The sequence below is a fragment of the Paenibacillus cucumis (ex Kampfer et al. 2016) genome, from assembly GCF_019748695.1.
Taxonomy (GTDB): Bacteria; Bacillota; Bacilli; order Paenibacillales; family Paenibacillaceae; genus Paenibacillus; species Paenibacillus polysaccharolyticus.
Genome location: NZ_JACLIC010000002.1, coordinates 335,460 through 358,108, shown reverse-complemented (window position 1 = coordinate 358,108; position 22,649 = coordinate 335,460). Strand labels below are relative to the sequence as shown.

General features: G+C 44.9%; 19 protein-coding genes and 1 tRNA gene. 2 read left to right on the top strand and 18 right to left on the bottom strand.

Translation table 11 applies throughout. The annotated features are described in order from the left end of the window. Window positions 1–121: 121 nt before the first annotated feature. Window positions 122–319, bottom strand: coding sequence for a YqzE family protein (locus H7T88_RS01560; RefSeq protein WP_221786543.1), 198 nt, complete (start codon window positions 317–319; stop codon window positions 122–124). 191 nt (window positions 320–510) lie between these two features. Here H7T88_RS01560 and H7T88_RS01555 point away from each other — a divergent pair, with 191 nt between their 5' ends. After that, the gene (locus H7T88_RS01555) at window positions 511–1,260 is read left to right on the top strand and encodes an N-acetylmuramoyl-L-alanine amidase family protein (RefSeq protein WP_221786542.1); all 750 of its coding nucleotides are present in this window, start codon (window positions 511–513) and stop codon (window positions 1,258–1,260) included. Here the strand turns inward: H7T88_RS01555 and H7T88_RS01550 are convergent. From H7T88_RS01550 to H7T88_RS01480, 15 genes are all read right to left on the bottom strand, one after another. Next, complete coding sequence (locus H7T88_RS01550) at window positions 1,235–2,107, bottom strand: divergent polysaccharide deacetylase family protein (protein WP_253495608.1); 873 nt, start codon at window positions 2,105–2,107, stop codon at window positions 1,235–1,237. The genes H7T88_RS01555 and H7T88_RS01550 overlap by 26 nt on opposite strands. A 112-nt stretch (window positions 2,108–2,219) precedes the next feature. Beyond that, a complete protein-coding gene (locus tag H7T88_RS01545; protein ID WP_221786541.1) occupies window positions 2,220–3,026 on the bottom strand; it encodes a Nif3-like dinuclear metal center hexameric protein in 807 nt (268 codons plus the stop codon). Between the two features lie 30 nt (window positions 3,027–3,056). Further along, window positions 3,057–3,950, bottom strand: coding sequence for a carbohydrate ABC transporter permease (locus tag H7T88_RS01540; RefSeq protein WP_154886526.1), 894 nt, complete (start codon window positions 3,948–3,950; stop codon window positions 3,057–3,059). Window positions 3,951–3,962: 12 nt separating this feature from the next. Further along, the gene (locus H7T88_RS01535) at window positions 3,963–4,886 is read right to left on the bottom strand and encodes an ABC transporter permease (RefSeq protein WP_221786540.1); all 924 of its coding nucleotides are present in this window, start codon (window positions 4,884–4,886) and stop codon (window positions 3,963–3,965) included. An 81-nt stretch (window positions 4,887–4,967) separates the two neighbouring features. Further along, window positions 4,968–6,503, bottom strand: a complete 1,536-nt coding sequence (locus tag H7T88_RS01530; protein WP_221786539.1) for an ABC transporter substrate-binding protein — start codon at window positions 6,501–6,503, stop codon at window positions 4,968–4,970. A gap of 198 nt (window positions 6,504–6,701) precedes the next feature. Then, on the bottom strand, window positions 6,702–8,315 hold the full coding sequence (locus H7T88_RS01525; protein ID WP_154960082.1) for a helix-turn-helix domain-containing protein: 1,614 nt from the start codon (window positions 8,313–8,315) through the stop codon (window positions 6,702–6,704). Further along, complete coding sequence (locus H7T88_RS01520) at window positions 8,315–10,093, bottom strand: sensor histidine kinase (protein ID WP_260510643.1); 1,779 nt, start codon at window positions 10,091–10,093, stop codon at window positions 8,315–8,317. The genes H7T88_RS01525 and H7T88_RS01520 overlap by 1 nt, the downstream gene beginning before the upstream one ends. 111 nt (window positions 10,094–10,204) lie before the next feature. Then, window positions 10,205–11,020 (bottom strand): alpha/beta hydrolase, encoded by an 816-nt coding sequence (locus H7T88_RS01515; RefSeq protein ID WP_221786538.1) that lies wholly within the window; start codon window positions 11,018–11,020, stop codon window positions 10,205–10,207. A gap of 26 nt (window positions 11,021–11,046) precedes the next feature. After that, on the bottom strand, window positions 11,047–12,516 hold the full coding sequence (gene gtfA / locus H7T88_RS01510; protein WP_154960128.1) for a sucrose phosphorylase: 1,470 nt from the start codon (window positions 12,514–12,516) through the stop codon (window positions 11,047–11,049). Next, complete coding sequence (locus H7T88_RS01505) at window positions 12,506–13,483, bottom strand: carbohydrate kinase family protein (protein ID WP_221786537.1); 978 nt, start codon at window positions 13,481–13,483, stop codon at window positions 12,506–12,508. The genes gtfA and H7T88_RS01505 overlap by 11 nt, the downstream gene beginning before the upstream one ends. A 146-nt stretch (window positions 13,484–13,629) precedes the next feature. Further along, window positions 13,630–14,574 (bottom strand): alpha/beta hydrolase, encoded by a 945-nt coding sequence (locus H7T88_RS01500; RefSeq protein WP_221786536.1) that lies wholly within the window; start codon window positions 14,572–14,574, stop codon window positions 13,630–13,632. A gap of 192 nt (window positions 14,575–14,766) precedes the next feature. Then, entirely contained in the window at window positions 14,767–15,759 is a 993-nt protein-coding gene (locus tag H7T88_RS01495) for a LacI family DNA-binding transcriptional regulator (protein WP_221786535.1), read from the bottom strand. Window positions 15,760–15,845: 86 nt separating this feature from the next. Continuing rightward, window positions 15,846–16,670 carry a carbohydrate ABC transporter permease gene (locus tag H7T88_RS01490; protein WP_090924369.1) on the bottom strand — a complete coding sequence of 275 codons (825 nt, stop codon included), beginning with the start codon at window positions 16,668–16,670 and terminating at the stop codon, window positions 15,846–15,848. After that, the gene (locus H7T88_RS01485; RefSeq protein WP_090924368.1) at window positions 16,670–17,551 is read right to left on the bottom strand and encodes a carbohydrate ABC transporter permease; all 882 of its coding nucleotides are present in this window, start codon (window positions 17,549–17,551) and stop codon (window positions 16,670–16,672) included. Before H7T88_RS01485 ends, H7T88_RS01490 begins: the two co-directional genes overlap by 1 nt. A gap of 117 nt (window positions 17,552–17,668) precedes the next feature. Then, window positions 17,669–19,015 carry an ABC transporter substrate-binding protein gene (locus H7T88_RS01480; protein WP_221786534.1) on the bottom strand — a complete coding sequence of 449 codons (1,347 nt, stop codon included), beginning with the start codon at window positions 19,013–19,015 and terminating at the stop codon, window positions 17,669–17,671. 369 nt (window positions 19,016–19,384) lie between these two features. Between H7T88_RS01480 and xynC the strand changes: the two genes are divergently transcribed. Further along, window positions 19,385–21,070: a glucuronoarabinoxylan endo-1,4-beta-xylanase XynC gene (gene xynC / locus H7T88_RS01475; protein ID WP_221786556.1), complete on the top strand. Its 1,686-nt coding sequence runs from the start codon at window positions 19,385–19,387 to the stop codon at window positions 21,068–21,070. Between the two features lie 192 nt (window positions 21,071–21,262). On the opposite strand, the gene H7T88_RS01470 is transcribed toward xynC, so the two are convergent. Further along, a tRNA-Leu gene (locus H7T88_RS01470) sits at window positions 21,263–21,347 on the bottom strand. Window positions 21,348–21,548: 201 nt separating this feature from the next. Beyond that, complete coding sequence (pelA, locus tag H7T88_RS01465; RefSeq protein WP_244159453.1) at window positions 21,549–22,502, bottom strand: pectate lyase; 954 nt, start codon at window positions 22,500–22,502, stop codon at window positions 21,549–21,551. Window positions 22,503–22,649 lie beyond the last annotated feature (147 nt).

Genomic DNA, 22,649 nt, shown 5'->3' with positions numbered 1-22,649 from the left:
GAACTGTCGCACTTGGCTTGACAATCCGTCAACTCAAAATGACTCATAAAAAGACGCATCCTAATACAGGATTGCGTCTTCTTGAATTGGCACTCGTGTTCATCTTTTTTAAGGAAGCGGTTCAACTCTTCTTTGATCTTCGTTTCTTCTTGTCTACCCATAAGGATACCGCAAATGGAATCATGCCAAACCATTTCATGGACCAGGGCTCTCTCCTTCTGCTTTGTGCTCTCCGTTCCTTTCGCTCATCCTTCGGCGTGTCGATGTAATGTACAACACGTTGCGTAATATATTTAACCAGTTCATCACTTTTAGCCATAAAGCAGCCTCCTCTTCTTCCGCACATCCGTGATCTAACGTTATCCCTATTGTGCGCAAGACGTGATTGAACTAAACATTTTTTTGTGCAAATAGCGTATGAAATGATCTAAAATGCACAGTCTAATGCCAAAGGTATCCATCCTGCCTTTTTCGCTTCAACACTTATATTTTGAAGGAGTGTATAATTCGATGTTTAAGCTACTTCTGACAACTTCTATAGCCCTGCTGATTAGTGTTTATTCTATGACCGGTTTCTCCTCTGCTTCTACACTGACTCGTCACGATCCATCTGCCTATCGGCCGTCGATCATGCCAATTACCGATAGCGATTCCTATCATTCAAGTCATCATGCTTTTGCGGCACCCGTTATCCTGCTGGATGTTGGCCACGGAGGTATTGACGGAGGAACATCCGAAGCAGGTGTTCTGGAAAAAGACATTAATTTAGCGATCAGTCAAAAGATATACTTACTGCTTCGCGGCAAAGGTTACACCGTCATCATTAACCGTCTAGGTGATTACGCACTTAGTGATGAGAACCGTTGGTTAAACAGTCGCTCACGTCACATCAGGGATCTCGCACAGCGCAAAAGCCTTAGTGAGGAAGTCAGCACCGATATCGTCGTTAGCATTCATGCGAACTGGAGCCCTCGTTCAGCTACGCACGGTCCGGTAGTGCTTCATCAGAAAGAGGGACGCAGTTATCTGCTGGCACAATCGATCCAGGATGCCATGAACCAATTGTGCGGTACACACCGTGAAGTGGTCTGGGGCAAACCGTTTTACATGCTAAATTATGTGAAACATCCGGCAGTCATTGTGGAGACCGGGTTTTTAAGCAATCCAGCCGACCGGGCCAGAATCAGTGACCCGGCAGAGCAAAAGCGAATTGCCCAGTCGATTGCGGATGGTATTATTTATTATCTGTCGGTAGTGTAGGTGCAACCTGCCAGTGCCATACATCCCTTACCATATCACCGATTCCTACAAACTGAACTTGATTCTGCAGGCGGGAGACCGACTCCCGTATCACTGCCGAAGTATTCATGCCTGTATGACCGACATGACCAATGACAACACAGCTTTTCTTCTCAACTGCTCGCTGAGCAGCCAAATCAAGTTGCTTGCGAATATGTGCCTTTGAATTTTGATCATCCAAAAAAATGTCATTGCCCACAGGCGGCATATTTTTGGCTATGGCAAGATCGCCAACCACGGAACGAAAATTTGTACGGCTATCCACAAAGAAGAGGCCGCGTTCCAGGCATACATCCAGCACAATGGACATGATGCGTTTATCCGATGTGATTTTAGAACCCATATGGTTGTTCATGCCGATGGCATAAGGCACATCATCAATTGCCTTTTCAACCCGTTCACGAACCTGCTCATCTGTCAGATTGGATGTGATTGCCCCTGGCCCAAGCCACTCCGGCTTGCCTTTCTTGGGTTCCATCGGCATATGCACAATTACATCCATGCCTTTCTCATGTGCAGCAATCGCATCCTTCTTCGTCGTTTTCAAAAAAGGCATCACAGCTACAGTCAGCTTCACAGGCATATCAAGAATCTCCTTCGTACCCTTCATATCGTTGCCCACATCATCGATAATGATGGCCATTCGATTGAACTGAGATGATGATGAAGCCGGCTCCGGTAACATGGCTGGTCTAGCAGAAACCCCAGTTCCTCCTGCTCCAATAATAGCTATGATGAAACACAGGAAGATCCGCATTTGAAACCTCATTTTAACCGAATATCCCTGTTTCGCTTGATTTCGTATCATATCCTGCAGCCTCCTTCAAACGTGGTGTTCTCATTGTTTGATTTCAGACGCAGTTCTATGTAAGCTCCCTTTCCCAATTCATTCTAGGAACATCTGAATGTTGTTGATTGTGTTACACATATAGGAACGGTTCTTTTGCATCGATAAAATGAACCGGAATATCCCCAACGAGCAGCTGTAACCATTCCGCCATATGTTTCATTCCCCATTCTTCGCTTCGTTCATGACCAATGACTAACATAGCCTTGTTTAACCCAAGCATTGATGCATCATTAACATATGCACACAACGTCCATTCCGTAATCTCGCCGCAGATCATGACGTCCAGTTGTTGCTCTTTCATGAGTTCCATCGGCATCGATTCTTTGCCTAATCCGAGGCTTCCGCCTCCAACAAGGATTCCGATACGGGAACATGTCATATCCTGGCTGCCCACGACCTGCAATACATTTATCATTAGCTTTTCCTTTAACTCTTCGGCCAGATCGCGAAGCTGCATGGGTTCAATCTCATAAATCCACGGAAAAGCATAATCAACCTGATTTGGCTCCCAGCCCAGCTCTCGAATCAGACCGGTATAGATTCGATCCGGCTTCGCCATGTGCATATAATCGTGATATCTCCAGATCGCCATGCCGTAATCCTCAATAAGCTTGCGCTTGGCTTCATATACCGGATCTTGCTGTATCCAGTCGAGCTGATCTGCCCCGGTATAAAAGGTAGGCTCATGTGTAATAATCAGATTAGCTCCTGCTGCATGAGCCTGCCGAATAACCTCGACCGTTGCCATATACGTCGTCACAATGCCTGTCACTACAGTGTCCGCTTCTCCTGTAACAAGAACATCGCCCGTTGGTGATAGACGCTGATCTCCACAGGAATCCTGCATAACCGTCTCCATCACTTGCTGTACATTCACGTGGATTCCCCCTACATTTTAAAATGGTTATCAACCTTTAACTGCACCCACAATGATACCTTTGGTCAGGTACTTCTGAAGGAAAGGAAATACGACCAGAATAGGCAATATACCGATAATCGCCATCGCCATGCGGACTGCCGTACTTGGCAGATCAGCAGCATTGGCCCCAAGCATACTGCTGGCCTGACCTGACTTGAGAAACTGAATGTTATTCATCAGACGAATCAGCATGTTTTGTATTCCATAGTACTGGGGCTTCGTAATAAAATAAAGGGCGTTAATCCAGTCATTCCAATACGCCAGTCCCATAAACAGTCCGACTGTTGCCAGTACGGGTACAGACAGAGGTAACATCATACGGTAGAAAATACGGAGCTCTGAAGCTCCATCAATCTGAGCCGATTCGATCAGTTCAACAGGTACATTATTTTTATAAAAATTTCGAATAAGCAGTACATAAAATCCATTCGTTAATAGATTCGGGATAATCAGGGCGGCCAGTGTATCTTTGATCTGAAAGTATTTCGTCCACAGAATGTAGGAAGGTACAATTCCTCCGCTGAACAGCATCGTGAAAAATACAATGAACGCCAGCACATTGCGATATTTGAAATCCTGGCGCGACATCGGGTAAGCCAGCATGCTTGTAATTAACAACCCAAGTGCCGTTCCCAATGTAGTAACAAGAAAAGATACACCGTACGCCCGCACAAATGTAGAAGCAGAAGACCACATGTATACATAAGCATCCACGCTCATTTTTTCAGGAAAGAAACTGTAACCGTTACGAATTAACGAGGACTCTTCCGTAAAGGATGCCATGATGATCAGCATAAATGGTAGAAATGCCAGTAACGTAAACATAACCATAGCGACGATGGAAAACACATGAAAAGCGCGTTCACCTTTAGTTTGTATCACTCGTGTTTCCCCCTAAAATAATGCATTTTCAGGATTTACCTTTTTGACAATTGCATTCGCAGCCATGACCAAAATGAATCCCACAACCGATTGATACAAGCCAGCAGCGGCTGACATCCCAATATCATTGACCTGCATTAGCGCCCGGTACACATACGTATCAATGGTCTGCGTTGTGCTGTACAGCGCTCCGGCATTCATAGGCACCTGATAGAACAAGCCGAAGTCGGAGTTGAATATGCGCCCAATGGACATCAGGGTCAGTATAATAATGGTTGGCTTCAATAAAGGTAGCGTAATCATGCGAATCTGCTTGAGTTTGCCCGCCCCGTCGATCTTGGCCGCTTCATAGATACTTTTGTCAATCCCGGAGATAAAGGCGATATACACAATGGAACCGTAGCCGGCTGTTTTCCACAATTGTATAAACACGAGCAGATAGGGCCAATACTTGGCCTCGGAATACCAGTTAATCTCTGGAATACCAAGGGGTTTCAATATTGAATTGTTAATAAAACCGCTGTCTGCATTCAGGAAGGCAAACACGATATAGGACAGAACCACCATCGAAATCAGGTTAGGTAAAACAAGTCCCGACTGGAACAGCTTAGACCAAACGCTTTTTAACAATTCCGACATTAGAATTGCAATCAAGATCGACAGCATCGTCCCCAGTACGATAAACGCCAAATTGTATAACAAAGTGTTGCGAGTCATAATCCAGGCATCACTCGTCTGAAATAAAAATTTGAAATTATCAAAGCCTACCCAATCACTTCCGAATATGCCCTTGGCATAGTTCACATCTTTGAACGCGATAAAGATACCGGTCATTGGCAAATAATTGTTGATTAGAAAATATAACAGACCAGGAGCAGCGAGCAGCAGTAGCGGCAATGTTTTTCTGAGCCCTCCGGATTTGGTTTTCACAGTCATCGCTCCATTCTCATCCTTAATGCAAAGCGCTGCAATGCTTCTTAGCTATACAGCGCCCCACATTAAACGTTTATCCACGTTTTATTTCTTCTGCTGCGCGATCCACTCATCCAGCTGTTTCTGTTTGCTCGCAATAATATCCGAAGCTCCCGCATCATTTAATGCTTTTACGAATTGAGGAATCGTCGCATCAGGATCAAGAACACCCGTTACAAGCGCAGGTAAAAATTGATTGACCACATTGGTAACAGCACTCATTTGTGTCTTCACTTCACTCGGATCAAAGATAAATCCGAAGTACGGTGAGCGCTCTGTCTCCTTGTTCTCCTTCAGTTTCAACTCCACATCCGACCAATTAACGCCCTCCAGCTGGTATTGCAATGATTCCGAGCCTACAATCCCCGTGCTCAGCATCGCTGTATACGGAACGGTAGATGCATCCATGCCATCCGGGAACTTCACATGATGCTCATCTACTTTGACATAGTCCTCTCCTTCAATACCGTACAGAATCGTATTAATCAACTGCTGATCAGTATACAACATGTTCAGAAACTTGACGGAGCCTTCGGGAACCTTGGTTGTACTGGACACCATCCAGCTCACCAGATTAACTGCACCGGTATCAAAGTAGTACGGCACCAGACGTTTCATTTCGAGGTTTTTGCCCGTTTGTGCACTCAGCGCTTTAGCTGCTTCCATCCCGCTGTATCCGCCCAGGAAGGAAAAACCGCGCCCTGAAGCAATCGTATCGGAGAAAGAAATGGATGTCGTCGCGGCATCTTTCTCTAGAAACCCTTTTTCAAACCAATTTCTCATCATCTTGGTGCCCTGTTTGAATGCATCTGTGTCATAGAAATTTTGAACTTTTCCGTCATTACCTACAACCACACCAATACCGGTTGTATCTGACAGGAAATCGATCTTGTGCATCCCTTTAAGCGCCAGAACGAGATTGGTATCACTTGGATTCACATTGACTGGACCGAAGGGAATCACGTCTGGATGTTTTTGTTTGACTGCCTCAAATACAGCCGGCAGATCATCCAGTGACGTCATTTGATCCGCTGTAAGACCGGATTCCTTCAGCATGTCGGCATTGTATACGATGTTGGTTGGCAGCGACATGCCTTTATTTACCGGAACACCGTAAATATGTCCGTCCATCGTGGTTGCTTCAAGCAGATTCGGACCAAAGTCCTTTTCCAAAATCTGCGTCAACTCTTTACCATATTGCGGCAATAGTTCCTCCAGTGGGTATAACTGGTTTTTGGATGCATAGTTCGTGAATTGCCCCAACGTTGTGAACACATCCATTTGCTCACCACTTTGTAGTGCAAGATTTACTTTTTGAGCATAATCAGCCGGACCATATAGTCTGAAATCCACCTCAACCCCGATTTTCGGAACGGTAATGGCATTGATTGCGGCTGTAACTTTACTGATATCATCGGGAATACGGTTAAATGAAGGCATGGCGAACACCACTTTGTCCACCTTCTGTGAACCGCTCCCCTCTTGCGCACTTGAAGATGAAGATTCCGTCCCACATCCCGCCAGAAGAGAACCGCAAAGCACCAGTGACAGCAGGGAACCCCATAATCTCTTTGTTTTCATCTTGCTTCATGACCTCCTTATGTCGTGCTTGTATTCGTTTTCATTTTATAAAATTGGAGTGATTACAGCTTTAACAAAAACGGTCTGTTTTTTCGTAAAAACGGTTTAAATTTTGCATCAGTTCAGTTAAAACAAAAACCCTGCTTCAAAATGAAGCAGAGTCGTACATTATGGGCAAATGTCCCTGAATTCCAAACGTTAAACTCCATTCTTCTCCCGGTCATAACTTTGTCTGGATCTGTAGGCGTTGGGCGTTTCTCCTGTAAGCTTTTTGAAAACGGTAGAAAAGTATGAAATAGTTTCGTATCCGGTTTCCATCGCAATCTGTCCGATACTCAGGCGGCTTTCAATTAACATAAGTTTTGCCGCTTTAATTCGATAGTCATTCAGATATTCCTTCATCGTTAGTCCCGTTTCTTGTTTGAATACCTTCGCAAGATAGTCCGGCGTTAGAAATACACTAGCAGCCACTTCATCACGATTTAGATCCTTGGTGTAGTTGTCGTGTATATAACGCATCGCTTTATCGACAATACCTTCCGAACGTTGACTTTCCTTAATCGTTTCGACTGTACGTTCTGTGACAAGGTGAGCCCATTTCATAAAATCAAAAAGGCTGTGCTCCGATTTAACATACAACTGCTGCGCAAGCTGATCCGTAAACAGCTGATGTGCCTGTACGTTTTTCTTAGCCAAAATCGCATAAACCACTTGAAGGAAATCCTCACGTATCACTTGCAACGTTTCAGCATGCAGCTGGTTTTTGGCAACGAGTTGTTCCAAATCTTTTTTCAGCCGGTTCACAATCTGGGCTTTCTCCCGCTCGATAAACAAGCTGGTATACAACTCTGTATCCAGATCGTATCGTTCCGGTTGTTCTCGTTGAAATACGGTATGCTGTCCATGAACTTTGCCTCGAAACATCACATTTGAATGATCCATGCGTTCCAGTTCTGTCTTTACACCAGACAGCTCGTTAATCGGTTTCGCCTCGCTAATATAACAGGTTCCCATACATTTCAAGTATTCATTCATCAATTGAATCAGCAATGCAGCTCGTTCTTCTAGTTGAACCTGGCTAGTATCATCTTCGTCCAAAATAACAGCAACATACAACATGCTATTTTTCTGATAAGAAACAATCCGGTCATACTCAAGTCGCAACAGCATAATTTCGGAACTGAGATTGGCAAATGCATATCGAAACGTACTTTCATTCCATTTTTCATCGATCTCGGATAAAAATACACTTGCAAGCACCAGCACATACGACTGCTCTGTCTTGATCGTCAGCTCCCGTTTAAGAATCTCCCCCTGAATCAGATCGAGCCGGGGCGAGATGGTAGCCATCAGAATATCGGTCCAGAAGCTGGCCTCGACCAGTCCTTTATTTTTCAGCCACGCCATGCCGAATTTCTGATACTCTCCCATCTGCCTTCTCCACTTCAATCCACCCACCGCCTTCATGACAGCTGCCTCAAGCTTCTCCTGATTCAAGGGTTTGAGCAGATAAGAGTCCGCATTAAATGAAATCGCAGTGGAAGCAAAGTCAAAACTCTCGTGACACGTAAAAAATATAAATGCACAGTCATATCCTTGTTCCCTGATCCACTGAATCATCTCAATTCCGGAACCTCTCGGCATCTCAATGTCACAAATGACCAAATCGGGAATACCTGCGTCAAACAACGTCTGTGCATCCTGAACACAGTGAGCCTGTGATACTTCGTTAAAACCATATGCTGTCCAAGGGATAAGTTCTGTTAACACCTGAACCGTAGGGATATCGTCGTCAATCAACATGCACTTCATCAATTTTCCCCCACTCTAATGCTAGACTCAGAAATGGACACCGGAATCGTTTCGTTTGAAACAGGTATCCGTATTTCGATTTTGGCTCCTGAAGATTCCCCTCCGCTCGACAGCACCAGCAAATTATCCTGTTTGTATAATAACTGCAATGTTTTATGAATATTTGCGATGCCTACGTGCTCACCTTCATCCCCTGCCCTTATGGATGTTTGGAATTGTTGAAGCCACGCTTGCGGGAATCCTTCACCGTTGTCCTCAATCACGATCTGAACATAAGCCCCATCATCTGCTGTCCGCTCCATGTGTACCCGGATAAAAATAGATAACATTTCTCCATACGTAAGGGCATGTTTGAAGCAATTTTCCACAAATGTCTGAATCAACAGTTGCGGAATACGAATATCACCCGCTGCCGCTTCCAGGTCCGTCATATAAAAGATCTGATCCGGGTAGCGAATTTCCTGCATACGAATGTAATTTTCAACATGCCCCATCTCTTCATCAATGCTGACAAGCATCTGTTCCGCCTTGAACATATAACGGAGATGCTGGGATAACATCTGGATCATACGCCGAATTTCTTCATTCCGGTTTTGATAGGTGAGACTGGAGATGGTAGATATGGCATTCAGATAAAAATGAGGTCTGATCTGCATCTGTAACACTTTCAACTCTGCGCGGCTCTTCTCAATTTTCTCTTCATAGGATTGAATCTTCAGATGTGTAATCTCATGAACCATCGATTGGAATGCATGGAACAGTTTCATAAATTCAAGCGAATACTCTCTGGAAGGAGGAGGGAATAACGTCTGTCCTTTTTCAACTTCTTTGGCAGCTCGGACCAATTCCAGGATCGGACGAAGCATCTCCTTGGTGATAAATCTCATGACAAGCGGCACGACGACCATGGAGACGACACCCAGCACGATGATCAGCCATTGAATTAATTTCAGTCCGGAAAATACACTTTGTTTCGCAACGATATTGGTCATATGACCGAATTCGGCAATCGGTTTGCTCACAAAAAGGTAACGACTACCCAGCTCCTGCTCGGTCGCTGCCAAATCCTTTGTTATTGTCATGACATTTCCACTGACCGTTGTCAGAATACGACCATCTTGACCACTTAACATAAATTGGCTGGCTGAATCTGCTTCCCGACTTGTGCGTGAAAGTAAATGATCAGCCTGAACAAACGTCCCAAAGCTCACTTCCCCGTACGTGATACATTTGAACAAATAAAATACGTCGTTCACTTGTACAATGCTCCACTGACCTTCCTTATGATCCTGTATCTGAATGTCCCGCCAGTTCTGGTGCTTCAAAAAGTCGGATAAAGCCAGTTTATTCGAGGAATTGATCCGATTGCCAAACAAGGTCAGCAGTCTTTCATCACGTGCAATTTGAACAAACATGCCATCGCTGGCATAATTATTCGTCATTTTGGACTTGAGCGCGTTGATCAGCCGCATTTCTTTAAAGTAGTCCCCTTCGTGACCAGAACGTATATATTGCTCCCCATAGTCCCTGGCGAAATCGGCTTGATTCTCGAATACCTCCATCAGGTCTTTGGCGTAGATATCCAGGTTATTATGAATAGATTCCGTGTAGATCGCCAGTGTGTGTTCCGAATTGCTAACGATGTGATTCTGAACCACTTGGAGCGAATAAATGTTGCTCAAAAGAAGAGCTGCGAAGAGAATAACCAAAATAACCGTGATCTGGGTGTACAGTCTGAATACGATGCTTCTGTTACGGAATAAGTGTTTTCTCTTCATGCGTTCCCTCTTCTCTTGTCTTCCGTGCTTGACCGGATAATCAACCAGCCCCTGAACAGTCGCTGATGACACACGACCCCCAGAGGCTTGGTACAGATCTATGATAATTGCTTATTCGTTAGGCCGTCTGCCCTGTCCTGCCCATTCCAGTGCAAGAGCGATATAGACATTCCAAAAATCCCAGTCATGCACCCCCGGACTCTCCGTGTAGGTCACAGGAACATGCTCACGTTGCAGGAAATCCCGAAAACGTTGATTCACATCCAATAAAAAGTCCTCGGTGCCGCAGGCCATATAAATGTCAGGGATCGACGCGCCCTTTTTCTTTAACCGCATCACCAAAGCTTCCGGATCTTTATCACTACCTTGCAGCTGGCTCAGATCCCCGAAAACCCGGCTGAAGTATTTATAATCCGCTACTCCGTCAGAGTAACCCGGCTGCGCATTCGCTATTTTGTATGGCAAAATCGCCGAGGAGAGTGCAATGATGCCACCGAAATGCTCCGCATATTTCAGACCATTCCGGATCGCACCATACCCTCCCATCGACAATCCGCCGATATATGTGTCCTCACGGCGCATAGAGAGAGGAAATAACCTGCGTGTGAATTCTACCAATTCCTTGCCTACATATTGGCCGTAAAGATCACCCTTATCTTCATCATCCAGATAAAAATGATTTTCACCTGCCGGCATAAACACAGCGAACCGGTGCCGGTCAGCAAGCTCGCGAATACGCGAGAAGGTGATCCAGTCCCACTGGCTGCCAGAGTATCCGTTCAGCAGGTATATAGACTTCAGCGGCTCCTGTTCGTTCGCTACTTCGGACTGACCCGGAATGACAGGCAAGTCTAAAGGTAGCAGAGCATTAAACGATACCTCTCTGCGCATGCTTTTTGAGAAAAAGTTCACCTGTACTGTAGCCATTTTAGCAATTTCCTTCCTGTTATGGTTTAGATCCGATAAGCTTCGAGATGCCCTGACGGGTCCGTGTAGTGTATCATGGATTGATACGTTTGGAGGTCAACCGTCAGACTGCACTGTTGCCCTTCCAGCTTCCAGTTCAGACAGAGCTGATTATCCGGCGAATCCAGAACGCTGAATTCGCCCTGAAAAGCCTGATGGCTGTTGCGGAAGCGGATCAACTTCATAAGACGCTGCACCACTTTTTTGTCCAACTGCTGCTCGATATCCTCCATTGTGTAATTCTGCCGATTAATCTCTCGACCTTCACCCGTTTCGGCTACCCGTGCCAGATCATTCTTCCCGGCGAACAGTCCGACATAATAGACCTGGGGAATGCCTGGTACAAAAAACTGAATGGCACGCGCAGCCAGATAAGCATCATCATCCTCGTTCAAAGCACTGTAATATGTGCACCTGATCTGATGCACGTTGAAACCATCCTCTGACTTATGTTTATCTGACAGAATCAAGCTAAGGTTGGCTCCCCGCTCCAGACAGATATCCACCAGCCGCTGCGCCTCATCTGTGCGTATCAGTCCATCAAGATCGGGCTTGACCGGAATGCCGTCATGACAGTCCAGCATGGTGAACTGATTGGCAGGTCTGTCCGCCAGATAATGACGTAATTCCCGGCTTGAGCGGTTGACTAACGTCTCCAGCACCCGGTATGGCAATATAAAATCATAAATCCAGCAGCCAAAATCGGCCAGTTTGTACTGTACACTGTAATGGGCGTGAACCTCCGGCAACAACTCGATCTCCAGTTCGTCCGCTAGTGACTTCACCCAGTCAAGGAAAACGTAAATATCCGGTTCAACAAAGAAACAACTGGTCCCCAGCTTCTTTATAACATAGCCAACGGCATCCAGTCTCACAATTTTGACATTGTTACTTTTGAAGTTCTCAAAAAATGAACGCAGCAGTTGCTGTGTGATCGCCGCACGTATATCCAGATCAATCTGCTCTGAGGGGTCTGTTTTGCCAAACGTTGTCCATACCTTCTCCTCTTCACCGCTCTCATGGATTTTAAACGTAGAGTAGGGTACCTCACGACGCAAAAACATCTGGTCAATATCCTTCTGCACAGGCACTCCATCCGTCCAAACCTTATCCAGAGTCAAGAAGAGATCGGCATATTCGGATGATCGGCCTTTCAGCAGAAAATCCTGAAAATAAGGCGACTGCTGTGAAATATGGTTAACCATCAGATCAACCAGTATATCCGTATGTTCGCCTATTGATCGAATGTCATCCCATGTACCGAAGGCAGGATCAATCTCCAGATAAGTTAATGGAGCGAATCCACGGTCTCCTGATGAAGGAAAAGGCGGCAGAATGTGCACGCCTCCTGTAAACAGACCAGCCAGTTCGTTCTGAAGCAAATGATTCAGTGTACTCAGATTGCCACCAAGCGAATCCGGATAGGTAATTAACTGAACCTGATTTTTAAGCAAAATGCTCCCCCTCTTCCAGTCCATACTGTTCTCTGATTGCCCCCAGAGCTGGCAGTTCTACAATCGCACCGTGATACTTCAATTTGTACGCGCTTACAGCAAAACCCGATTTTAAGGCTTCCTGAACTGTGTAACCTTTTACCAGACCTGTATAGAACCCTGACCAGAACGCGTCACCCGCTCCTGTAGTATCTACAACCTTCGTTGCACAGGTCGCAAATTCCACTGTTTCTTGGCCATTCGAAACCAGTGCTCCCTCTTCACCTAACGTCAGAATGACCAGTCGTGCCCCTAACGCTAGAAAATGTTTCAGATGTTCCTCGGCAGATGCTTCACCAAAAAGACGATCTGCATCATCCTTGGAAGGTTTAATGAAATCCACCTGCGGAATAATCGATTGCACATAAGCCGCACCATCTTCTCCCGGTTGCCAGATCATCTTATGGAAATTGGGATCAAAACCGATCAATACACCATGCTTTCTTGCTTCAACAATAACCTTTTCAATGGTTTCTCTGGCAGGTTGGCGAGATAACGGCCAGCAAGAGAAATGAACGATTTTGGAATTGCGAAGCCATTCCACGAGAGTTGCCTCAAATGATAGTTGAAAATCAGCCGCCCGATAGAAAATCGGGACAGGTGTACCCTTGCTTTTGCTAACAACAACCATGCTTGTCGCTTCATTAACGCGCCGAACCCCGCCAGTATCCATGCCCGCTTCACCCAGACGATTCAGCAGAAAAGTGCCGAATCCGTCCTCCCCTACAGCTGAGACGATATGCGAACGGATACCCAGCCGATTGACATTAATGGCAATGTTGGAGGGGGAGCCTCCAACAAAACGCGTATACCCGTCAGAACCCAGATGATCACCATATTCATTCGATATCATGTCTACTAGCAGTTCCCCTATGGCCAAGAGATCATTGAAGCGATCCTCCAGTTTCATCCGTTCATCCAGCCCAATCATCCTGATTCCTCCCTGAACCAATCACGGTATTCATTCAAAAAGCTGTCACCTGACTGACATGACTCCTTTATTGTAGGGCTATCTGCTGTACAATACTTTCATTAAGACGATCACTTTTTTCAAAAATCAGAGGTTGCCCTCTCCGGTTAACGTTTTAACGCCTGAGCTAAACGCTCAATATACTCCGTTCGAATCAGCTGACTACTCTCTGCCTCGGGAGCAACATGCTCTGAAGCATGATAACACCCGGGATACAAGTGAAATTCAACCTTAACTCCTGCTCTGGACAGACGAGACACATACTCTAAGATCTCATCCCGGAACAGATCCAGCTCACCCACGCAAATATACGCAGGCGGCAGGCCTGTAAGATCGGTAGCAAGGCTGGGAGAAGCATATACAGGAACTTCAATGTTAAATTGGTGTCCGAGATACATCTTCCAGGCCGCTACATTATGCGCCCGATTCCATATCGAAGGATGTGTCATCTCATAGCTGGACGATGTGCCATTCCGATGATCCAGCATCGGATATAGCGGTAGCTGAAAGCACAGTTCAGGCCCTTTGCGATCTCTTGTCAAAAGGGTGAGGGCTACCGCCAGCCCGCCTCCTGCACTGGCTCCCCCAACGGCTATACGCTTCAGATCTATGCCTCGTGCCTCGGCTTCTTCTGACATCCATTGAAGTGTGCTATAACAGTCCTCAAGTCCTGCAGGATAAGGATGTTCGGGTGCCAATCGATAATTCGGAGAGACAACGATGCAATCAGCTCGAATCGCAAAATCTGTACAGAGCTGGTCATCCCCTTCTGGACTTCCCAGAATCATTCCTCCCCCATGAATCCATAGCAGTGCCGGCCTCTCTTGTGTATTCTCATGTACAGGTGAATAAATGCGCAGTTGCAGTTCGTTTCCATCCGATCCTTGAATATACTCATTTACGATTTGAACTGCGTCTGAAGTCTGATCAACTTGTGATACATTCGGATCTGCATTTTTACGTGCTCTCATCAGGTCTTCAGGCAGCTGTATAACTTCAAGTCCTAACAGACCCGCCCTTAGCTCCGGTGCAACTCTATTAATAAAATCCATTCTGTATCCCCCTGTCTCGATCCAATGTTTAATTAATGAAGCTATAGTCATGAACGATATAAGTTGAACAATCGATATATACAAGAACATTATTACAAAAAATATAATGAACAAAGATATGCTTACACCTTATATATCAACCGGTTGACATATATAGCAAACAAGAAGAGTGCTTTCTTGAAAGCACCCCTTCTATGTCGTTTCCCGCTCAATCAGCTGGACTGGGAACAGGTTTGTACCCGAAGCAATTTCTTCTCCCTGAATCTGTTGTAGAACCAAGCCGATGATTCGTTCAGCCATCTCCTGTATTGGCTGCCGTATACTACTCAGACGTGGACTGAGCAGAGAAGCGATTTTCACATCATCATAACCGATAATTCGCATATCCTCAGGGATACGTTTTCCCGCCTGGCGAGAAGCCTGCACAGCTTCAGCAGCGATGACATCACTGCTCGCAAATATACCATCAACGGCTGGATGCTGCTCCAGGAAGCCTATGATCTCCTCTTGAATCTCCAGCTCATCCCCGGCTGAAGCATCCAGTTGCAGATGAATCGGTTCAAGTCCTGCATGCTGCATCACGGCTTCATATCCTTGTGCTCGGCCATTTGCCAGCAAAGCGACATGGTGTGGCCCTCCAATCCCTCGATAGAGAAAGGCTGGCTGGCTGCAATTTTTATCAAGGAGTAGCTGCGTAGCCAGCCTGCCCCCCATCTCGTTATCCGAAGAAACGACCGGAATGTTGTCGGCCACTTCACGATCCAATGAAACAATCGGAAGATTCAGATTCAGGTAATGCTGTACATCAAGAACAGAACTGCCTGTAATGATGGCATCCACCTTGTTTTTTTTCAACATATCAATATATTTGCTTTCTTTACTAACATCTCGATTGGAGTTGCACAATAAAAGCTTATAACCAGAATTGTCCGCATAATACTCCAGATGATAAGTCATCTCACTGAAAAAAGGGTGGGATACATCTGGAATGATCAGACCAATCATATTCGATTTTTTACGAAACAAAGCTCTGGCCATCTCGTTGGGTTGATAATCAAGCTCTTTCATTACCCGATAGACCTTTTCGCGCGTTTCTTCGCTAATGTATCCTCTATTATTTAATACGCGGGACACGGTTGTAACCGATACTCCTGCTTTTTTGGCAACATCATCAATCTTGGGCATAACCGTTAACCACCTTGCTCTTTTTAATCCATTATAAGCTTAATCGTTTTCCATTTCACTCCAGTTCACTTCTTGGTACTTCAGTGCTATTTCAGTGCCCCCTCTGTAATCCCCTTGATAATCTGTTTTTGCAGAAGCAAATACATGATCAGTACCGGAATAATCGTCATAATCAACCCAGCCATGAGCGGCGCATAATCCACTGAATAGGACGAGAAGAAATTGTACGTAGATAGTGGTAATGTTTTGTGCTCCGGCGATAACAGCACCAGGCTTGGTAGCAAGTAGTCATTCCAGATCCATAACACATCCAGCACAATTAATGTCACAAATACCGGCCTTAACAAAGGAAGCACAATCTGGAAGAACGTCCGCATACGCGAACTCCCTTCGATAAAAGCAGATTCTTCGAGTTCATAAGGGATACCCTTGATAAATCCATGGAACGTAAATACGCCAAAAGGTACACCGAAACCCAGGTACATAAACAGCAAGGTTATTTTGGAGTCGAGCAGACTCATATTGCCGTATAACATCACCAGTGGGATCATTAAAACTTGAAACGGAAGAGCAAGTGAAGCCAGCATCGCATAGAAAAGAATGCCATTCACACGCCATTTAAAACGAACAAACAGATACCCCGTCATGGATGAGAAAAAAAGAATCAGCAACACGGAGCCGACGGTAATCAGCAACGAGTTCAGAAATCCATCCAGAAAATTCATATTGTCAAATGCACTGACATAGTTGTCCAGTTGAATTCCCGTTGGCAACGATAACGGATTTTCTACGAACTGCTGGGTCGATTTGAATGAGTTCATAATAATCAACAAAAACGGCGTGAGAAAAAGAAACAGCAACACGTATAGTAGTATTTTCTTCAACGAAGGAAGGAATTGGCGGATCGACATCAGGACTCGACCTCCAATCTCTTCAGCAGATACGATTGCGTCAACGCAATAATGGCGACTACGGCGAAGAGCACCACAGCCTCCGCTTGACCGACCCCGTACTGGTTAGACAGAAATGCCTTTTGCACGATATGATAAGTCGCGAGCTCCGTAGAGTTAAACGGCCCCCCTTTGGTCAACGCAAGGTTAATATCATAGGTCAGGAACGATCGAGAAATCGAAATAAATACACAGATCACAATGGCTGGAATGGTGAGCGGTAACATGATCCGGCGTATCGTTGCCATGCGGCTTGCCCCATCGATGCTGGCAGCCTCGAGCACATCATTCGGAACCCCGGCAAAGCCGGCAATATAGATGATCATGAGATAACCAATCAACTGCCATGACGTTGTGATGACGAGCGCCCAGAAAGCTGTGTCTGTATTGGTTAACCAGGATGTTTCAAACCAAGACCAGCCATACTTTTGCCCTAAGTAAGGAAGTACTTGTGAGAACAAAGTCTGCCAAAGATATCCGAGAATGATGCCCCCAATCAGATTGGGTGTAAAAAAACCAGTGCGAAGCCATTGCTCGCCTCTCCCACCACCCGTCAGCACAAGAGCAATAAAAAAAGCAGCAGCGTTTGCGATAATGACAGTGAAAAATACATATTTAAGGGTAAACCATAATTGAGTCCAGAACACGGTATCCTGCCAAACCGCGATATAATTGGATATACCAATAAATGTGTTATCCCCGGTACGAACATCCCAATTGGTGAACGTAAGGTACAATCCAACGATGAACGGGATCACAACCACTGCGAGAAAAGCGACAACGGAAGGAGCTCCAAACAGTAAAAAGGTTCCCGCGTTTCTCATCCGTATTTTTCTATCCATGTTGACCTCCTGTGGTTCCCTTGGTAACGGCTTGACGAAAGATTTGATGAACGATTTGGAACAATGGAGGATGCGCCCCCTGTATGGATGCACATCCTCTTTCGAACGTTTATAATTCTATTTTCCTGCCTGACTAGCCCAGTAAGCTTGCACTTCCTCTGCCAGTCCATTTCGATCAATTACACCTGCCAAATATTTTTGCATTGATGCACCCGTTTTTGCCCAATAATCCTGTGGTAAATAATTAATCACACTGATATTCAACACTTTACCTTGGTCTACGTAACTACTCACTGCTTCAGATAAAATGTTACTGCTTTTCACTTTGACGTCTTTGTATGGCAGTGCCAGCCCCATTTGTGCTACAATCGCATCCTGCCCCTCATCACTCGTCACCATCCACTGAATGAATGCTTTGGCTGCAGTCTGTTGTTCTTCCGTAGAACCTGAATTATCAATAGCAAAGAGTTTCGGTTCACTGTAAGCTACTTGAGTATTTCCGTAATCTTCAGGGTTGTTGCTAATCGGAACAGGGATAATGCCAAACTCTTTGTCGCGGCCTTCCAGATTACCTATAACAGCCCATGTCCAGTCACCCATGAAATAAAAAGCCGCATCTCCTTTGGCGAAATCCGTACTATCCTTGGTGTAATCTGCCACGAGTGGATCTTTACTACGTGCGTTGTATTTTTTCAGCAGATCGAAGGTATCGATTAATCCGTTAAATGCAGCATTGTCCGCGAGCTTCGCAGTTCCATTTTCCAAGTCTTTTACGAACTTACGATTGTCTTCCACGTTCTTAGATTGAAGAGAATAGGTCAGTCCCAGATAATGCGCTCCAAGTGACCAATCTGCGCCATGAAGCATGACAGGTGCTTTGCCAGCCGCCTCTACTTTTTTGAAAACAGCTTCCAGATCGTCACGAGTTTTAATGCTGTTTGGATCAAAAGAGCCACCCATCGCCTCTTCTACAACCCGTTTATTGTATAAAAGGCCATACCCCTGTGCTGTCCATGGGATACCCAAAAACTGACCATCCAGTAGCGCTCCATCTACCGCACCAGGCTTCGTTAACCCTTCATACGTTGACTTTTCCGAATCCAGATTGAGGAATTTGTCTTTATATTGCAAGATTGTGCCTGCATCCAGATTGGCAATTGTTGCCGGATTGCCTGAAGCAAGCAAGGATTGGAACTTCTCCAGCTGCGCTCCACCAATCGGGGTAGGAATAAGCTCAATGGTTACCTCAGGATGCAGCTCATGATACGTCTTGAACAATTTCTCAAAAACACCGTTGACTTCTGCGGATGTGTTAAAAAAGGTCAATTTCACCTCTTTTGAAGCCTCTCCAGCCTGTTTGTCAGAGCCCTTTGCTGAAGAATCCGTTGTTTTACCCGAGGAACAGGCGGTAATGACCAACATCAGTATCAATACGCCAACAAACGGTACCCACGTCTTTTTCATTTCTTAACTTCCCCCCTGATGTTTGTTATGAATGCGTTTACATTTTGAATACAGCTTTATCATAAACGCTGATGATTCAATATGTCAACCGGTTGACATAAATTTTAAACAACGCTGTTATCCTATGAAAATAGCATTCGAGTCAAAAAAACATAAAAAATTACAAACAACTGCAATATATCGGGTATTTTTTACAGGAATAATATAGTAGAATTTACAAAACAAATCCTTTTTTTGTCAAAAGATCTATCCCAATCATTTCTGAGAGGATGTGATGCCTCCCTTTTCGAAGTTATGCCGAGAAATTTATTTTTCTTGTCCAGGCTTTCGCAAGTCACATCTATATTGAGGAGAGTGAACACATTGAAGATGAGGTTTAAATTTAAAAAATCAGTCAACCTGTTGTTAGCCTGCTTAACTGCCCTCCCCCTAATGTTGACTCCAACCAACGTATCTGCAGCAAGTGACGCCAACATCAACTTATCCTCGGAAAAACAAGTAATCCGTGGCTTTGGTGGTATCAACCATCCGGTTTGGGTTGGTGACTTAACTGCAGCACAACGTGAAACCGCTTTCGGAAATGATCAGAATCAGCTAGGATTCTCTGTACTCCGAATCTGGGTAGACCCGAACCCCAATAATTGGGCTCTTGAAGTTGCTACAGCCAAACGTGCGATTGAAAAGGGAGCTATCGTTTTTGCCTCGCCTTGGAACCCTCCAAGCAGCATGGTTGAGACGTTTAATCGAAATGGTGATACCAATGCTAAGCGGTTACGTTATGACAAATACGCTGCTTACGCACAACATCTGAATGACTTTGTAACATTTATGAAAAATAACGGCGTGAATCTGTATGCCATATCCGTTCAAAATGAACCGGATTATGCCCATGACTGGACCTGGTGGACTCCACAGGAAATCCTGCGTTTCATGAAAGAAAATGCAGGTAGCATCCAAGGTACCAAAGTCATGGCTCCAGAATCCTTCCAATACCTGAAAAACATATCCGACCCAATCCTGAATGATCCACAAGCACTTGCTAACATGGACATTTTGGGAGCGCATTTGTATGGAACACAGGTCAACAATTTTGCTTATCCTCTTTTCAAACAGAAAGGAGCTGGCAAAGAGCTTTGGATGACCGAAGTGTACTATCCAAACAGTGACAACAATTCCGCTGACCGCTGGCCGGAAGCCTTAGACGTCTCCTACCACATGCATAATGCCATGGTTGAAGGCGACTTCCAAGCCTATGTATGGTGGTATATCCGCAGGCAATATGGACCAATGAAGGAAGACGGTACAATCAGTAAGCGCGGATACAATATGGCCCATTTCTCCAAATTTGTTCGCCCAGGCTATGTCAGAGTAGATGCTTCCAAAAATCCGGATACAAATACTTACGTGTCCGCTTACAAAGGTGATAACAAGGTCGTCATCGTAGCCATTAACCGTAGCACTTCGGCAAAAAGTCAACGCTTTGTGTTGCAAAATGGCAATGCATCCACTGTATCTTCGTATGTAACAGACAGCAGTCGTAATCTGGCAAGTCTTGCACCAATTAACGTTTCCAATGGCGCATTCACAGCTCAACTCCCAGCACAGAGTGTAACAACATTTGTTGCTAATATTACTGGCGGCAACGGTGGCGGCAATGTAGGCACGGGCACCACATATGAGGCCGAAACAGGAACAACACTTACGGATGCAGTCATTGAAACAGCTTATCCGGGCTTCACCGGTTCTGGATATGTTAACTTCAACGCTTATACAGGCTCCGCAATCCAATGGAATGATATCAATAACACAATCACAGGCACCAAAAATGTAAAGTTTCGTTACGCTTTGGAAAGTGGTACGCGGACTCTAGATATTTATGTTAATGGCACAAAAGTACTCAGTAATGAGCCCTTTACTCAAACAGGAAGCTGGTCTACTTGGGGTGAAAAAACAATTCAAGTACCTATGAATTCAGGTACGAATACACTCCGAATCGTAACAACAGGTACAGAGGGACCCAACATTGATAACATTACGGTGACAGCAGCATCATAAGTTATCTGATTCTAAACCTTTTTCTTTTTTAGCTGGGCAAAAAGTAGCCAAGCTCCCATGTGGAATAGACCTAAGTTGCTCTACTCGTCTATTTTGAGACAATACTGTAATTAAAGACTGTTGATTGTTCTTTATATCATTAGATAGAAAAAGACCTCTTAGGCTATTGCTAAGAGGTCTTTTTCTATCTAATGCGGTCGAGAGGACTCGAACCTCCACGGGGGGTTAGCCCACACGGACCTGAACCGTGCGCGTCTGCCAATTCCGCCACGACCGCATATATTGTATCTTTCCAACTAATATCGGCGACAAGAATTAATATACCACGCGTAGTTTAACATGTCAACACATCTATTCATCACCAAATAAGTGCGAAACAGATATGTATCCGATTCGCACTTATCAGGCCTGCTTCAGATTAAGCTTATATATCCGTAAGTAGTGGACTTATTAGAAAATTGGTTAAATAAACAATTTTCTATAGCTTGGACGGCCAGTTGCCGTACCATGCATAACCGCCTCTTCTTTCCTTTTCTATATCGCTCAGCTTATATTTCACAACGCCATCACGTCCCACAAAGATCGGTTTGTCCGTACCGAGTTCATAGAAACGTGCCCAAATCGGTGATGCACTGGAATCAGCAATAATTCGGCTATCCCCATTCGCTCTCTCATACCGATATCCTGTAATTTTCACTTTATTAAACCAGGCTTCGGCACCTTTGATAGATGCAGTGATTCTTGAATTAGCCGGTCTCGTTTTCAGAAACTTCACAATGTTCACGCTTTCACCTGCCGTTAATGAAGGCACTTCATAGATTCTGGCTCCCGCAGGTCTAAGTGAACTGGAATCATGCTGTTGTCCCCAGGCCGTTAACTTCCCACCGGATACCACCTGGGTATTCAGGATAGCATCGACTCCTTTGGAAACTGCATTTTTACTGCGATTTGCAAGAGAACTGTCGATAAAGGAGAAGTTCCCCTTACGTCCTGCGACTTCATCAAGCATGTACATCACATTAATCATCGCATCATCATTATAGGTAATATGTTTATGATAGCCGGAACTTTGATAGACTTGAGGCCAACCGCCATTGGAATACTGCATATTAAGCAAAAAGTTGATGCCCTTGACCGCTGCAGCAGAGTATCGCGGATCATTTGTTTTTTTGAATTCACTTGCTAGCCTTCTGATTTCTGAGTATGTAGCTTTGTTATCGATCGTTGATTTGGCCCATTCACCTGACGTCTGACTGTAATCTTTTCTCCAGCCTCCATCAGGGCGCTGATTCTTTAAGATATCGGACATACTCGCCGTTGTACCGGAAGCATCAGCTGCCGATACGGTCGGTACAGGAAGGATAGCCATTCCCGCTACGGAGAATACCATAGAACACGCCAGTACAAATGTTACTAATTTTTTTGCTTTCACTCGACAACACTCTCCCCCATTCACAAATTTGATTACCTTTATCACATATATTCCAATGAAAACAATTTAAATACAAATTATGTATTTAATATGGTTATAATATGCAATAAATATATTTTTGTCAATATATGCAACAAACCAAAAAAA